Annotated in this window: 11 protein-coding genes and 4 pseudogenes; 11 read left to right on the forward strand and 4 right to left on the reverse strand. The window is 40.8% G+C overall.

Translation table 11 applies throughout. The annotated features are described in order from the left end of the window. Positions 1-30: 30 nt before the first annotated feature. Positions 31-981: an ABC transporter ATP-binding protein gene (locus tag V4U88_RS19915; protein ID WP_334075004.1), complete on the forward strand. Its 951-nt coding sequence runs from the start codon at positions 31-33 to the stop codon at positions 979-981. Continuing rightward, positions 981-1,697 carry an ABC transporter permease gene (locus V4U88_RS19920; protein WP_334075005.1) on the forward strand — a complete coding sequence of 239 codons (717 nt, stop codon included), beginning with the start codon at positions 981-983 and terminating at the stop codon, positions 1,695-1,697. Before V4U88_RS19915 ends, V4U88_RS19920 begins: the two co-directional genes overlap by 1 nt. Here V4U88_RS19920 and V4U88_RS27060 read toward each other — a convergent pair. Together V4U88_RS27060 and V4U88_RS19925 are read right to left on the reverse strand one after the other, a co-directional pair. Beyond that, entirely contained in the window at positions 1,636-1,932 is a 297-nt protein-coding gene (locus tag V4U88_RS27060) for a phenolic acid decarboxylase (RefSeq protein ID WP_416367271.1), read from the reverse strand. The genes V4U88_RS19920 and V4U88_RS27060 overlap by 62 nt on opposite strands. Beyond that, positions 1,893-1,994 (reverse strand): annotated as a pseudogene (locus tag V4U88_RS19925) (phenolic acid decarboxylase); the annotation flags it as partial. The gene V4U88_RS27060 and the pseudogene V4U88_RS19925, both read right to left, overlap by 40 nt. A 377-nt stretch (positions 1,995-2,371) precedes the next feature. Here V4U88_RS19925 and V4U88_RS19930 point away from each other — a divergent pair. Continuing rightward, positions 2,372-4,612, forward strand: a complete 2,241-nt coding sequence (locus V4U88_RS19930; RefSeq protein ID WP_334075006.1) for a right-handed parallel beta-helix repeat-containing protein — start codon at positions 2,372-2,374, stop codon at positions 4,610-4,612. Between the two features lie 200 nt (positions 4,613-4,812). Next, positions 4,813-5,591, forward strand: a pseudogene (locus V4U88_RS19935) (Rpn family recombination-promoting nuclease/putative transposase). A 93-nt stretch (positions 5,592-5,684) separates the two neighbouring features. Here the strand turns inward: V4U88_RS19935 and V4U88_RS19940 are convergent. Together V4U88_RS19940 and V4U88_RS19945 are read right to left on the reverse strand one after the other, a co-directional pair. Continuing rightward, a pseudogene (locus tag V4U88_RS19940) lies at positions 5,685-5,756 on the reverse strand (phenolic acid decarboxylase); the annotation flags it as partial. Between the two features lie 5 nt (positions 5,757-5,761). Further along, a pseudogene (locus tag V4U88_RS19945) lies at positions 5,762-6,440 on the reverse strand (ABC transporter ATP-binding protein); the annotation flags it as partial. Between the two features lie 825 nt (positions 6,441-7,265). Here V4U88_RS19945 and V4U88_RS19950 point away from each other — a divergent pair. From V4U88_RS19950 to V4U88_RS19980, 7 genes are all read left to right on the forward strand, one after another. Further along, entirely contained in the window at positions 7,266-8,315 is a 1,050-nt protein-coding gene (locus tag V4U88_RS19950) for a hypothetical protein (protein ID WP_334075007.1), read from the forward strand. After that, entirely contained in the window at positions 8,293-8,682 is a 390-nt protein-coding gene (locus V4U88_RS19955) for an ASCH domain-containing protein (protein ID WP_334075008.1), read from the forward strand. The genes V4U88_RS19950 and V4U88_RS19955 overlap by 23 nt, the downstream gene beginning before the upstream one ends. Then, entirely contained in the window at positions 8,679-9,203 is a 525-nt protein-coding gene (locus tag V4U88_RS19960) for an ATP-binding protein (RefSeq protein WP_334075009.1), read from the forward strand. The genes V4U88_RS19955 and V4U88_RS19960 overlap by 4 nt, the downstream gene beginning before the upstream one ends. Positions 9,204-9,222: 19 nt before the next feature. After that, complete coding sequence (locus tag V4U88_RS19965; protein WP_334075010.1) at positions 9,223-9,477, forward strand: DUF3850 domain-containing protein; 255 nt, start codon at positions 9,223-9,225, stop codon at positions 9,475-9,477. A gap of 640 nt (positions 9,478-10,117) precedes the next feature. After that, positions 10,118-10,693, forward strand: coding sequence for a restriction endonuclease subunit S (locus V4U88_RS19970; RefSeq protein ID WP_334075011.1), 576 nt, complete (start codon positions 10,118-10,120; stop codon positions 10,691-10,693). Next, positions 10,690-13,899: a type I restriction endonuclease subunit R gene (locus tag V4U88_RS19975; protein WP_334075012.1), complete on the forward strand. Its 3,210-nt coding sequence runs from the start codon at positions 10,690-10,692 to the stop codon at positions 13,897-13,899. Before V4U88_RS19970 ends, V4U88_RS19975 begins: the two co-directional genes overlap by 4 nt. A 139-nt stretch (positions 13,900-14,038) precedes the next feature. Continuing rightward, positions 14,039-15,250 (forward strand): restriction endonuclease subunit S, encoded by a 1,212-nt coding sequence (locus tag V4U88_RS19980; RefSeq protein WP_334075013.1) that lies wholly within the window; start codon positions 14,039-14,041, stop codon positions 15,248-15,250. The last annotated feature ends 12 nt before the right edge of the window (positions 15,251-15,262 follow it).

The following is a 15,262-nucleotide window of genomic DNA, read 5'->3' on the forward strand; positions in this document are numbered from 1 at the left end:
TTAGAGCCCATGAGGGAGGAGTTGAAGACTATGAGTATTTTCTCAAAGCAAACAATCAGTGGAACAGCCGCAATACAAATTGAGGGATTGCACAAAAAATTTGGCGAATATACAGCTTTGAACAATCTTTCGCTGGAAGTGAACCGAGGAGAGATATTTGGATTTCTAGGGCTGAATGGCGCTGGAAAGACAACGACCATAAAGACGCTCCTAGCGATGCTCAAGCCAACCTCCGGCAAGCTCTATATGTTAGGCGAAAAGGTCGATGCCGGAAACTATAAATTATGGGATAAGGTTGGGTATTTGGAGGAAGCTACGTTTTATCCTGATTTAACCGTAGTTGAAAATCTTGACATAGCACGACGTATGCAAGGAGTACCTGACAAAGAATCCGTTAATCGGGTTATCCGTAAGTTGGGGCTTGAGCCGCACAAAAAGAAAAAGGCGAAGAATCTTTCTTTAGGAAACAAACAGCGCCTGGGACTTGCGAAAGCCATGATACACAATCCGGAAATCATAATACTGGATGAACCGATAAATGGTCTTGATCCGGCTGGAGTTGTTGAGATACGGAATATGTTATATGACTTAGCGAAAAATTTCGGCGTAACTATTTTTATATCCAGCCATCTGTTAGAAGAACTCTCAAAAGTTGCCACACGCATTGGAATTATTCACAATGGTCAACTTATGAAGGAAATCGCAATGGATAGGCTGGAACAATCGTTACAGAAAAACTTGGTGGTGAATGGCCGCGACAAAAATGCTTTAAAGAGAGTGCTTAAAGAGCATGGATATGAATTTGAGGAAACCATGGACGGTTATATCAAACTAACCGATGATCACGCAGCAGATCGTCCTGAACGGCTAGCCGAACTGCTGGTTAAATCTAATCAACCGCCAACACTGCTTCGAGTGATTACGGAAGATTTGGAAGGTTACTTTCTTCGTACAATTGGTATGGCGAGGGGAAAAATATAATGAATATTTTTTCTGTTTTACATTGTGAGATTCGTAAGATTATCCGCGCTAATGTGTTTTGGTTGGTGTTCCTTGTTTTTGCATTTGGACCAATCATGATGGGAGTCGGAATTATTTTATCCAGTGACACCGATAGCATCAATTGGCAAATGTATTTAACGGATTTGCTTAATAATCTTGCCCCACTGGGACTTATCGGATACACATTTATCGCTGCATGGGTATTTGGGCGAGAGTTTACAGATAAAACAATTAAGGATTTGCTTGCAAAGCCCGTATCAAGATCAAATATTGTACTGTCCAAATTGCTGGTAATTTTAGCGTGGAGCATATTACTTTCCATCTATATGTTTGCCACGGCTCTTGCTGTTGGAGGTATTCTTGGGGTTACGGGCTGGTCAGATCCTCTTATTTGGAATATTTTCTTAAAATTTATTATAACATCGCTATTGTTTATTATTGTTACCACACCAGGCGCTTTTTTGGCAAATGTTGGCAGGGGATACTTGGCCCCATTGGGACTCATCCTGGTAATCGTTATTCTCTCAAATGTTTTAGCCTCTTTTGGGTTTGCCCCCTATTTCCCGTGGACAATCCCGTCGGTATTTCAAAGCATCGGGTTCTTAAATTTGAGTAGTATAATTATTCTTGGCTCTACGGGAATAGCCGGAATAGTTGGAATATTTGCTTGGTGGAGATTTTCCGAGCAACAATAAACGTATGAAGGGAAAAAACAAAAACCTTATCAGTACTGTTGACCCAAAATAACGACCATTCTCCAAAATAAAAAAGCCAAAAAGGAATGGTTATTAGGGGCATATTTGGGATGCGAGTATGGCTTTTTATTGTGGTGGAGTGAAGATTTGGCCGGAAATGGCGGACACCATGATAGCGTACTGTAATCTCTGGATGCTCCTGCACCCATTTCGGAAAGAAAATAATACCATGCATGCGTTCTCCACTAATTTCACCAAATTTACCTTCTGGTCGCGTATCCAACGACCACCTACCATGTAGGCTCTGTATGCAAACTGAACAATGATTGATTATCGCCTTTCTGGTTCATCCAGAGAGGCGTGTTTGCTTTTTAAAGCCCTTTTCTAATACTGAGGGACATCGAATCCAACAAAGGGGGTTGCCAATAGAAAGATTCTTATGCAATGTGGTTAATCCTAATTTCAATGTTGGGTGGTGGTCAATGAAATGGCTGGATTGGTTCAGTTTCGGGGAAGCTTCGCTGAAAAAAACATAAACTTTATGTCGTTATAAGTCGATAAAATAATCAGGGCTTATATACATAAATTCCTATATTAGAACATACCTGGTAGTGAACTTGAGCCCTGGCGTAAAAGCCGTATCTAAAAATAGAATTCATTACGGGAGGTAAGCAGTGAGTAAGAGTACGGGCATTAGATTTTTAGTTGTAATTATGATGATTTATGCAATTACTTTTCATCTGGGTGGGGAAACTGTAAAGGCAAATTCCGTATATTATGTTTCTACAACGGGGAATGACATCACTGGAACCGGCACACTATCAAAGCCATGGAAAACCATACAAAAGGCGGCAGATACCATGACAGCCGGAGATACCTGCATCATACGAGGGGGTACATATCAGGAGACAGTAACACTTCAGACTTCCGGAACTTCTGCAAATCCCATAAACTTTAAGGCTTATCCAGGAGAGAACGTAACGGTATCCGGTGCCGATCCGGTTACTGGCTGGGAAAATTACTCCGGATCCATCTATTATGCGGAAATGACGGATTCCCTGGGAACAAAAGATCAAATATTTGTTAATAAGCAAATGCAATTTGAAGCCAGATGGCCCAATTCACCAACACTTGATCCCTTAAATTCAACATATGCAACCGTTGATTCCGGTTCCGCTACAACCATCAAGGATAAGGACTTAACTCAAGCACCTGGATACTGGGTTGGCAAAACGGTTTGGAGTGTTCCGGGGACAGGCTACAAATCTTATAAAAGTACCATTACCGGCTCAAGTAAAGGTTCCATTACCTTTGATCAAATGGCTACTGCAGCGACAGGCGGTAACAGCTACTATATTACTGGTAATCTTGAAGATCTTGACAGTGCGGGAGAATGGTATTACGACAGCATTACTGGCAGACTTTATTTATGGGCACCTGGTGGAGTGGATCCGAATACTTTGACAGTAGAAGCAAAGAGGCGGACTTATGCGTTTGATTTAAGTTCTCGCTCTTACATAAATATTACCGGAATTAATATCTTTGCCTCCAGCATTAAAATGTCTAATTCTAATTACTGTAAAGTTTCTAATATGATTGCGGAATATGTCAGTCATGATTCGGATGTTACCAGCCAATACAGTACAGGGATATTTATGTCCGGTACCCATAATGAGCTTAGAGACAGTACTTTGACCTACAGTTCCGGTAATTTGGTGAGTATAGAGGGAACAGGAAATAAGGTAATTAATAATCTTATTCATGAAGCCAATTATTCGGCAGCGGATATTCCGGCAATCTATCTATTGGGGGCAAACCATCTAATCAGTCATAATACGGTATATAACGCTGGACGTCATCTGATATTCATGCCTACCCAAAACAGCCAGATACAATATAATAATCTGTACAATGCAGGAAAGCTGACAAAAGACTGCGGAATACTCTATGAATTTGCCTGGGATGGGCAAGGGACGGTAATTCATCATAATTACATCCATGATAATCTGGCAAAGAATTATTCCGGCACCGGGATCTATCTGGATAACGGTAGCAAGGGCTATATTGTGCATCATAATGTTGTATGGGGAAACTATACAGGGATAAGATTGAATACACCCAGTAATTTTAACCTGATTTATAACAATACCACCTACAGTAACGGAAATGTAGGATATTGGGGAAGTAATTTTCAGTCAGATATGTACGGCGACAGAATTTTCAACAATATCTTTACTACAGCCTTTACACTGCCTGGTACTCATATAGAGGGAAATAATATTACCTCAGAAACCAATCCGTTATTTGTGAATCCCACAGCATATGATTTCAGGTTGCGGTCTACTTCTCCAGCTATTAATGCAGGGGTTGTAATAGCTGGAATCACGAATGATTATGTTGGTGCGGCACCGGATATTGGAGCATATGAGTTCGGTGGAACTGACTGGACTGCCGGGCATGATTTTTCTTCACCTCCGGACCCGATTTTTGAGAGTGTCAGCTTACCTTATGTTAATAACGTAAGGCAATCTGATTTCGAGAAAGGGATTATCTCACCATGGGCAGCAACATATTCAGATACTGCTGCAAGTGTATCGGTACCAAGAAGCGGCTCTAAGAGTGTAAGATTGGGACCCGGAGAAGCTGGTATCGAGCAGGTACTTACGGGGCTAAGCCCTAATACCAGCTATATGTGTACCGCCTGGGTTAAGGCAGACAAAGGAGAGCAGATTCAGATTGGCGTTAAGGACTTTGAAGGAACGGATGCATCTGTAACATCCGACAGTACAACCTGGACAATGGTAAACATCCCTTTTACAACCGGAGCAGACGCGACCGGGGCAACCGTGTATGCTTACAAGAATTCTGGTACAGCATATGTTTATGTGGATGATTTTGGGGTAGTTGAGCAATAAATTATTTTACTGGTTTTATGTTTGACGGGATGGTCAGAAAGTCAGAAAAACTGCCTTGGGGCAGATGGATCAGGAGGGCGTAGCGCTCATGCCAAGCAATATTGAGTTGTCGGCGGTTGAGGTATCGCTTGTGAACAAACACAATGAGCCGCGAAACGCATCGGGGGCGATAATGCTTCTGGCACATTCGATCTCCTTGATTGACTTTTGTAGTGAAGGCAGGTGAGGATGTGTTGCTGGCTTTTTTGAACAGCACGTTTCGTGAGGCTGGCGAATCGCCGCTAACCGAGATTGTGCTGCTCAACCCTTACACTGAGCCAGACAGTCCGGATGATAAGCAGTCGATTATGGACATCAAGGCCAAGACAGCCAAGGGCGAACATTTGAATATCGAAATGCAATTGTTCAATCCGTATCATATGGAAAAACGTACGCTGTTTTATTGGTCTGAAATGTACTACCATCAGATACCTAAAGGCGGCAATTACAATACTTTAAAGAAATGCGTGACTATCAATATACTGAATTATTCATCTCTGCCTAACGACCGCTATCATAGTGTGTTTCATTTACGTAAGGATCGTACAGGGATTCCGCTCTAGATGATATTGAGATTCACATCAACGAGCTGACCAAGCTGAATGAGCATGCAGCAGAGCTTGAAGAAGGCGGTCTGGTGAACTGGCTGTGTTTTTAAAGGGTGTAGATAAATCAAATTGGGAGGTGCTGACGATGAAGGAGCCGATGCTGAAAAAAGCGATGGATACGCTGGAGTTTCTGAGCCAGGATCGGGCAGCGCGCATGGCTTATGACGCCCCGAATGAAGGCGCTGAGCGATGAGAAATCCCGAATTGAGGGAGCCAAGACGGAAACAAGCAAAGAAATTGCCGTCAGACTTCTGAACAGAGGGGTAGATCTGCAAACTGTTTCGGAAGCAACGGGGTTGTCTATGGAAGAAGTCAAAGTGCTGAGACAGTAAGCTAAAATGTACTCCCTACATTCACCATCCAAAGCTTAAACTCAACGACAGCCGCAGGGCTGTCTTTTCTTTTGCCAAATTTTTTTGGGGTAACTCCTCGGTCATAAAATTCAGAGAAACATCAGTGCCTGTTGGTTCGGTCCACGATACTTTGTACACATTCTCCACGCTTTCATCACCTCATCCGAAAGGATCCGACCATCCGCGATGGTGATGACTCGGTCTGCCTGCAAGGCTATTTTTTCATCATGGGTTATGACAAGCAGCGTCTGATTGCTGCGCTTATTCGCAAGCTTCAGAAGGTCGATAATCTCGCGGCTTGCTTTACTATCCAGATTGCACGTAGGCTCATCGGTAAGAACAAAGGCCTGGTCGTTAATTAAGGCTCTGCCACAGACACCCGCTGTTGCTGGCCGCCGGACAATTCGCTTGGCAAGTGCTTTGCGCGTTCCGAAAGTCCAGTCGTTTCGAGAATGAAAGAAAGCTTATCCGGGGCCGGCTTGCGGTGGTCAGCAGGCGTGGAAGCATAATGTTTTCCTCTGCCGTCAGGGTGGGGAGCAGGTTGTAGAACTGATAGATCATCCCGATATATCGGCGGCGGAATATGGCAAGCTCGCTTTCGCTCAGGTTGTAAATTTCGTTCCCATCAATTTTTCACGTTTCCGGAGGAGGGCCGGTCAACTCAGCCGATCAGATTCATGAGCGTAGATTTGCACGAACCGGATGCGCCTATAATTACAACAAATTCCCCCCCTTGCTCACGCTAAAGCTTACATGATCCAGGGCGGTTACGCTTGTATCGCCCTTCCCATATATTTTTGTAAGTCCGTTGATCTCCAATATCGCCATTTTATGTCTCCTATGATTTTCATACCCACATTGTAGCAGACAAAAGTGACTGCATCGTGACTACGGGACATTTTAAAATGACAAGCTATTCACTTAAATTCACTTAAAAAATTTCACGGTAAAGGTAGCGCCGGTTCCCTTGCCTCCGCCATCAATTTCAATATCACCGTTTTGACTGCGTACAATGGTGCCAGCGGCAGCCCGATGCCATACCCGTTCTCACTTTGGGAATATACAAGCCGTTTAAAAGGCCAGTATATTTTTCCTTCGGGATTCCTTTGCCGTAGTCAGTCACGGAGATCCATCGGTAAATCGGATTGATGCAGCTGTTCACTGTGATCCTACTGTTCACCGGCGAATATTCCGAAGCGTTTTTCAGCAGGTTTGTCAGGGCTTCCGCCGTCCAGCGAATTCATGAACCAAATCACACTGACATGACAAGGTGAAGCCGAAGAAAAATGGTCTGTGCTTAATGAGCTTGTCGAATTGATCTTCGGCTGTTTGCCGGAGGGTAAACGGAGGAGTTTGTGAATGTTGGGGGGAGTAGTTGCTATTTTGCTCCCAAATGATCTTGTTTGAGCTTTAATGTAACAACTGAGAATAAGTGAAGATTATAAGCTATATTTCGACAATATTTTTGGACTTCATTTGATACTATTAAGGAGTAAATAAATTCCATTTAAGAATGGACTGCTGCTAATAAAGGAAGGTGTTCACTTATAAATATATGAAACTCATACAAATACATAGGCAATATAGAACAAGATATTAGGAACATATGTTTGTGATTCATTCACTATAATGATAAGATGGAGGAGATACAATATGAGTAACGATGTGATTCAAATAGTGAAGTTCTCTGACTTAGATGTTAACAATCTTTTCTTTGACTCCCTTAAAGAAGCTTATGATGGGTTTAGTGCTTGGTTTATGAAGAAGTCATTGGGTGAAGAAAAGGTTTATATTCTTGAGGATCAAGAGCAATTGTTAGGTTTTATGTACTTAAAAGATGAAAATGAGGAAGACAACACTATTACCCCACCTTTTTGCAAAAAGAGACGTTTGAAAATTGGGACATTTAAAATTGTGGCTCATGGTACAGTTTTAGGAGAAAGATTCCTAGGGATTATTTTAAAAAAAATGATCGAAGAGTCTCATGAAGAAACATATGTCACTTTGTTTGAAGAACAAAAGGGTTTGATTAAACTCTTTGAAAAATTTGGATTTCGCTTTTGGGGCAAAAAGGAGAATGGAGAATTAGTCTATAACAAAATGTTGGAAGTGCAGAATGATATATTTAAAGACTTTCCTAGAATACAAATAGAAGGTAACAACAAATATTTGTTGGCTATTCGTCCTGAATATCATACAAAACTGTTTCCTTATTCTAAACTGAATACAGAAAAAGATCACAGGATCGAAGATCTTTCCTTTACTAACACTGTGCAAAAAATATATTTAACTAAAATGGGAGGAACGGCAAACCTAGCACCGGAAGACAAAATTGTAATATATAGAATGACAGATGAAGGAAAGTCAGCAGAATACGGTTCAGTTGCGACATCAATCTGCACTGTTGTTGAGACGAGAAGAATTGAAAGTTTTAAAGGATTGGATGAATTTCTGAGCTATTGTGGAAAAGGCGTAGTTTTTACTGACAAGGAATTACGCAGCTTCTGGGGAACAAAACGATATCCCATTATTATAAAAATGTTGTATAATTTTTCTCTAAACAAGCGAATAATTAGACAAAGACTTATTGAAGAAGTAGGGTTAGACAGAACAGCATATTCTGGATTTATGCAGTTAACGGATAGTCAATTTAATAAAATCTTGGAATTAGGTGAGACAAATGAAAGTTTTATTATCGATTAAGCCTGAATTTGTGGAAGAAATCATGTCAGGAAATAAAAAATTCGAGTATAGAAAGAGCATCTTTAAGAGAGCAGATATCTCTACTGTTGTTGTATATGCTACTAAACCCTATGGAAAAGTGGTTGGTGAATTTGAGATAGAAGACATATTGGAAGATAGCCCTTATGAAATTTGGCAAAGAACGAAGAAGTATTCGGGGATAAAGAAAAGTTTCTTTAATAGTTATTTCGAAAACAAGGAAATAGGCTATGCGATACAAATTAGGGACTTTATAGCCTATGAAACTCCACTGGAGTTAAAAGATATTGATGAAGATATTAAGGTTGCCCCGCAGTCCTTTTGTTATATAAGAGAGACCTCCTTATGAATGGTTATATCTTATTAACAGGTATTCATGGGGTAGGTAAATCGTCTCTCGCGAAGACACTTAATGAATATTTGCGACTTGATGTATATACAATCAGTGATTTGATTAGAAAAGCTGGTAAGAGGATAGATAGTACTAATAAAAATACTGCTGATGTACAAGCTAATCAGCTATTGTGGAAAAAAGAATTAAATGACATTAAAAACGAAAGTGGCGTTTTGGTATTGGACGGACATTTTTGTTTATTGGATAATAAGCAATCAATAATTATTCTGCCAGAGGACACTTTTCTTGGAACCAGCTTAAAGAAAATTGTTTTAATTACCCTTGAACCCTCAATAATTAAAAATAGGTTATTGAATAGAGATGGAATCGACTATCCTTTAGAGTTATTAAATGAATTTCAACAATGTGAAATTAAGTCAGCAATCAATTTTTCTAGAAAACATAATATTCCTTTATTCAGATATGAAGAAGGCAGTGTGCCGATCTCAGAGCTTATCGCTTTCTTTAATTATTGATTTAGAGAGGACTTCCATTATGGAACACCATTTGAAAATCAATAGAGAGTTCTTTGATCCGGTTTTAAAAGGAATAAAAACATTCGAAATTAGATTTAATAACCGAAATTTTCAAGTTGGAGATCTGATACTACTTAACGAATGGGACTCCTCAAGTGAAGTATACACCGGAAGAAAAGTTAGAGGTCAGATTATGTATATTACCGATTATGAACAAAAGGAAGATTATGTAGTATTTAGTTTTAAACTGCTTCATGAAAACATGGTCGTCTAAAGGGAACAAATAGGGATATAATCAGAAATACAGAAGATCTGTCGTAAACGATTTGGGTAACGATGTTAGCTTGCAACCCCAGTTGCGAATGCTGAAACCTACAGCTGTAGTGATGGATCTCGCGAAAGCCTACCATACCTGGATCCGCGAGTGTTTTCCAACTTTACATAGATTGCGAACGCTGAAGCGGGAACTCGAAAATTATGTCTCTTGGACACTGGAATCAGGGCCAAGCAAGCCAGATAGAGGTCCTACTTCAATTAAAATCTCAATATAGCAGGCGGCCGGCCTTTCTGGATGAATTGGCAAAAGATCAAGTAATGGACTAAAGATGAGGACGCTAGTCTAATCATGACTTCTCTAAAACGCTGAATATGCTTAATGTAAGTGTTACAGCTAAAAAATAACATGGAATTTGAAAGGGAAATTCGCTCCGCAAAGGTCATATGTCATAATTAGTCAGAATAAAGTTGTTTGCTCTTTACTGGGCAGACAACTTTTTTGTGTAGAATTGAGCACAACCTCCCATGTGTAAAATGTAATTTATAAAAACTAAAAAAATAAATATTGCCATTTCAATATCAATCAGATAGAATGGAAACATCAAGAAAAAATTAATTTAAGAAAGGCACGAATTCATATGAATAAATTAAAGAATATGGTAGAGTTTGTAAGTGGTTCGCCACAATTTAGAATTATAGAAACATCTGATATTTCGGCGCCAAAGTATACCTATTATGGTCAATCCGATCTTGAAGCAGATTTGGTTGATATGGATTCTAATGGTAGTGACGGCAAACAAGTGCGAACTTTTGATAAGGTCAATACACTATGTCAAGGTGATGTTGTTTTCAGTCTGATATCGGGAAAGTCTGCTATCGTTGGTGTGAAGCATCGGGGGTATCTCTACACACAAAACTACGTCAAGTTAGTGGCGGGTGACAAGGTTGATTCAAAATATCTTGCCTTCTTGCTTAATGAAGATTCATTCATCAAGAAACAGTTTCAAAAGGAATTGCAAGGTTCTCAAGTTCTAAAATATACGCTGAAACAAGTGAAAGAACTTGAGTTACCCGATTTGCCACCAATAGATAGACAGCGGATAATCGGTGATATTTATTTCTACCAACTGAGACTAGAAGCGTTAAAAAAAAGAGCGGCAAACTTGGAAATTCAAATATTATTAGAAAAGCTTAGGGAGGCAGTCCATAAATGACCGAGAATCAATTTGAAACGGAGTTAATTCAATACCTTACAAGTGGCACTATTACAAAACAAGAACATCTTGAAGGGATAGGCAACTTTGTTACCAGAGAATCCAATGTTGATTACATAGTGAAAACTAAACTTTGGAAATATGAACCACATATTAAAACGACAGAACAGCTCTGGGATAACTTCAAGTCCATCCTGGAACAACACAATCAGAACACGCTGGATCATCCTTTGAGTGTCGTGGAATTCAATCAAGTGAAGAAGATTATCTCGGATATTAAGACCCCTTATGAAGCAGGGCAGTTTCTGTATGGCCTTAACGGGGTGTCGCAAATTGAGATTGATTTGGATGACGGACGGCATGTGTTCCTTACAGTATTTGATCAAAAACAAATAGGGGCCGGGGATACCGTCTATCAAGTGGTCAATCAAATTTATCGACCTGCAGTGATTACCGGGAAAAAAAATTGCCGTTTTGACACGACGCTTCTAATTAACGGTCTGCCAATTATTCAAATTGAAGAGAAACGTGACACCCGTAATGTTGATGAAGCTCTCAATCAAATGAAACAATATGCGGATGAACAGCAGTATCGTGATATTTTCTCAACTTTGCAGATTTTGGTGGCGATCACGCCAAACAATGTGAAGTACATGGCCAATACGACGGCAGATAAATTTAATAAAGACTTTGCTTTTAACTGGCAGCGCAAAAGTGACAATACCATCGTACGCAGCTGGAAGGAATTCGCAGACTCTATGCTCTCGATTCCCATGGCACATCAAATGGCTACCAACTACATGATTTTGGACGGAACAAAGAACAAGCAAACCTTGAAAGTGATGCGTCCTTATCAAGTGTACGCGACACAAAATGTGATCGAGAGATTAAAACGTGCTGATTTTGAATACGGCATCAATAAAATCGGCTACATATGGCACACCACCGGATCAGGTAAGACGATTACAAGTTTCAAGACGGCCTGGCTTGCAAGCCGGATGCCGAAAGTAGATAAGGTTGTCTTTGTGGTGGATCGAATTGCCTTGACCAAGCAAACGAATGAGAATTATCGAGCCTATGACCCGGACGCGGCAGAAGACACATTTGGGAGCGTTCAAGACACCAATAACACAACCGATTTGAGTCGTAAGCTGAAAAGTAAAGACAACGGCATCATTGTGACTTCCGTTCAAAAACTGGATACGTTAGTGAAACGTAAATCTTTTCAAGCTCCAGACAAGAATATCGTATTTATCGTGGATGAAGCACATCGTTCCACTGGCGGCGACTCCTTCAAAAATATCCAGAAAGCCTTTAAGAGATCGGCCTGGGTGGGTTATACCGGAACGCCGATGTTTGACGAGACAACGACCGGGCTTCGAACGGAAGATATTTTTGGCCCGTTATTACATGCCTATACCATTCGCGAGGCGATTGCGGACCGGAATGTGTTAGGCTTCAAGGTTGATTTTGAGACAACGATTGACGAAAAACAGATGAAGGAAGTCTATCTTCCTGCGTTTTACCGTGAACGTTATCCAAAATGGACGGATGAGCAAATTCAACAGAAAATCAACCATCTCTCCCAGGAAGATATGGATGATGCGGTGGAACCCAGCTTCTACGATGAAAATCCGGATCATGTCAAACTGGTCGTGGAGGATATTTTCAAACATTGGCGCAACCGTTCGAATGAAGGCAAATACAATGCTTTGTTTACGACGCATGTGGGCGGCGGGAAAGCAAGCACGCCAATGGCGATGATGTATTTTAAGGAGTTTCAACGTGTTAATGAAGAAAATAAAAAGAACGGCGGACAGACTCTAAAAGTTGCCGTGACGTTCAGTCAAAATTCATCGAATAATGATAGCATGCTTGCTACAAATCAAGGTTTGTATGAGGCCATCCAAGCTTATAATGCTGAATTTGGTAAAGCTTTCGGGATGGATGATGTTTCTGGCTATACGCAAGATGTGACTTCACGCTTGAATAAATCTGCCACAGATGGTAAGTTCCTCGATTTGGTGATCGTGGTGGATCAATTATTAACAGGATTTGATGCGCCTGAGCTGAACACGCTTTATGTGGATCGAACCTTAAAAGGAGCCGGGTTAATCCAGGCTTATTCACGAACGAACCGGATTGCGGATATGCAAGAGAAACCTTGGGGACGGGTAGTCAATTACCGCTGGCCGGCGCACAACGAGAAGTTGATGAATAAAGCGCTCGCGGTTTATGCCAATAAAAATTCAGCTATTTTGTCTGATGATGAACAACGCGATTCTAATGAAAAAGACGGGATCATTGCCAAACCGTTTGAAGATGTGTTCAACGAAGTGAAACAAGTTGTTGAAAAATTAAGCAGCATGACGATGGATTTTCAACAGTTACCGCCTTCTGAGAAACAGAAGGACGATATGCTTGATTTGCTCCGTGAATACAACAGGGGCATGGCCAAATTAAAGCAATATGATCCTGAAGAAGTGGATGGCGAAAAAGTTGGATTTAACTATGACGATCCAGACGAGTTACTAGAGAAGTTAGGGATGACTTCCGAGCAAGAAGTGATGTTGACCACGGTCTTAACCAATGAACTTAAGTCACATATTGCTAAAGAGAAGAAGATTCCTCTTTACCAAATCGAACTGCGGATGACTCACGTGAAGGATGTTAAAGTGGACTATGATTATCTTACTGAACTCGTTGAACAATTACTGAACCAGGTTCACGAAGGTAAGAAGGAAGAAGCCAAAGAGACGCAGGAAAAAATCAACCAATTTGCCAATGGATTGGATGATCGCAACTATGCGGCCAAGATTATGAATGCAGCGGATGCAATTATCAAAGGTCATTTTCCCCCAGCAGACTCTGACTTCAAGTATCCTGTAAAGCTAACTGACAGTGAACAGATCATCCAGCAAGCGAACAATGTTAGCCTGGATCGAATATTCCTGGACTTCCGAGTAAAGTGGGGAATAACGGAAATTATCACAAGTGCCGGGATGCGTGAGTTGTTCAGCCGCCATCGCTACGGCATGCAAGATTTGGATGACACCGGTCAAATCCGTGACATCATCGCTCAAGCAAGTTCTAACTATCAGACACTTGCTCTTGACGAAGGAGTGCAATCTTTGCCTAAAATGAAATATCGCAATGGTTTGCGCGATGCAATTTACAAACTGGCGGATGAATTGGCGGAGAGGTAACGGTCAAGGCAGGGATGGGGTTATTTCAATTAGAGAACTACCAATCCAACCATTAATAAGTGGTTAGTGCAGAAAATGCACATAACACAAGGAAAACACAAAAAAGGTTTAAAATTAAGGGCATGCAAGGAGAGCGGAAATGAACAAAATGAAAGAAAATGTACCTAAAATAAGATTTCCTGGATTTACTGGTCCTTGGGAACAACGTAGGTTTGATTCAGTGTTCGATCCGGTACGGAGCAACACTCTTTCAAGAGCTGATTTGAACTATGACGACGGAAAAATAAAGAACATTCATTACGGCGATATTCTCATCAAATATGGTGCCGTTACTGATTGCGGCAAAGATGTGCTTCCGTTCATTACAGGAGCGGAGGTTTCAGATTATCAGAGTCATCTTCTCCAAAACGGTGATGTTCTGATTGCCGATGCCGCCGAGGATGCAACGGTTGGCAAAGCTACTGAAGTAGCAGGAATTACAAGCATTCCTGTAATATCAGGATTACACACAATAGCTTGCAGACCTAAGGTGAAAATGCAGCCCAACTTTTTAGGATATTATATGAACTCACCATCATATCGTCAACAATTGCTACCGATCATGCAGGGAATCAAGGTCCTCTCGATAAGCCGGACGAATCTATCCAAAACAACAATATGCTATCCGACTTCAGCGCAGGAACAGTCGCAAATCGGCTCGTTTTTCCGTAGCCTCGACCATCTCATCACCCTTCATCAGAGTAAGCTAAATAACGTGAAAAACATGAAGGCTGGCTTGCTCCAAAAAATGTTTCCGAAAGATGGCGAAGGTTTTCCTGAAGTTCGTTTTCCTGGATTTACTGACGCTTGGGAACAGCGTAAGTTGAATGATACGGTTCATACTATTGGAACTGGAAAGAGTAAGTTCATTTCAAATATTCAAAATACGGAAGGGAAAAAGTATGCAGTCCTAGGATCTACCTCTGTAATAAGTTATGACGATGAGTATGATTATTCAGGAGATTTTGTATTGACTGCTCGAGTAGGTGCAAATGCAGGGGATTTGTATAGATACTCTGGAAACGTGAAAATAAGCGATAATACAGTATTTTTGCAAGGAAAAAATTTGGATTTTGTTTTCTACTCACTGACAAAATTCAATTTGAAAAATCTTGCTTTCGGAACAGGTCAACCATTGATCAAAGCAAGCGAACTAAGTAATCTTGATATAATGTTTCCTAGCCAAATTAAAGAACAAAATCAAGTAGGTATCTTCTTCAAGAGCCTCGACAACCTCATCACCCTTCATCAGCGTAAGCTGGAACACTTGCAAGAACAGAAGAAAGCACTACTACAACAAATGTTTGTTTGATAGGAGGATAAA

The organism is Paenibacillus sp. A14, from assembly GCF_036864815.1.
Classification (GTDB): domain Bacteria; phylum Bacillota; class Bacilli; order Paenibacillales; family Paenibacillaceae; genus Fontibacillus; species Fontibacillus sanfengchensis.

What these genes read in the sequence shown, in the direction of transcription:
- V4U88_RS19915 (WP_334075004.1), top strand. Translation starts at nt 31, where the DNA reads ATGAGTATTTTCTCAAAGCAAACAATCAGTGGAACAGCCGCAATACAA.
- V4U88_RS19920 (WP_334075005.1), top strand. Translation starts at nt 981, where the DNA reads ATGAATATTTTTTCTGTTTTACATTGTGAGATTCGTAAGATTATCCGC.
- V4U88_RS27060 (WP_416367271.1), bottom strand. Translation starts at nt 1,932, where the DNA reads ATGCATGGTATTATTTTCTTTCCGAAATGGGTGCAGGAGCATCCAGAG.
- V4U88_RS19950 (WP_334075007.1), top strand. Translation starts at nt 7,266, where the DNA reads ATGAGTAACGATGTGATTCAAATAGTGAAGTTCTCTGACTTAGATGTT.
- V4U88_RS19955 (WP_334075008.1), top strand. Translation starts at nt 8,293, where the DNA reads ATGAAAGTTTTATTATCGATTAAGCCTGAATTTGTGGAAGAAATCATG.
- V4U88_RS19960 (WP_334075009.1), top strand. Translation starts at nt 8,679, where the DNA reads ATGAATGGTTATATCTTATTAACAGGTATTCATGGGGTAGGTAAATCG.
- V4U88_RS19965 (WP_334075010.1), top strand. Translation starts at nt 9,223, where the DNA reads ATGGAACACCATTTGAAAATCAATAGAGAGTTCTTTGATCCGGTTTTA.
- V4U88_RS19970 (WP_334075011.1), top strand. Translation starts at nt 10,118, where the DNA reads ATGAATAAATTAAAGAATATGGTAGAGTTTGTAAGTGGTTCGCCACAA.
- V4U88_RS19975 (WP_334075012.1), top strand. Translation starts at nt 10,690, where the DNA reads ATGACCGAGAATCAATTTGAAACGGAGTTAATTCAATACCTTACAAGT.
- V4U88_RS19980 (WP_334075013.1), top strand. Translation starts at nt 14,039, where the DNA reads ATGAACAAAATGAAAGAAAATGTACCTAAAATAAGATTTCCTGGATTT.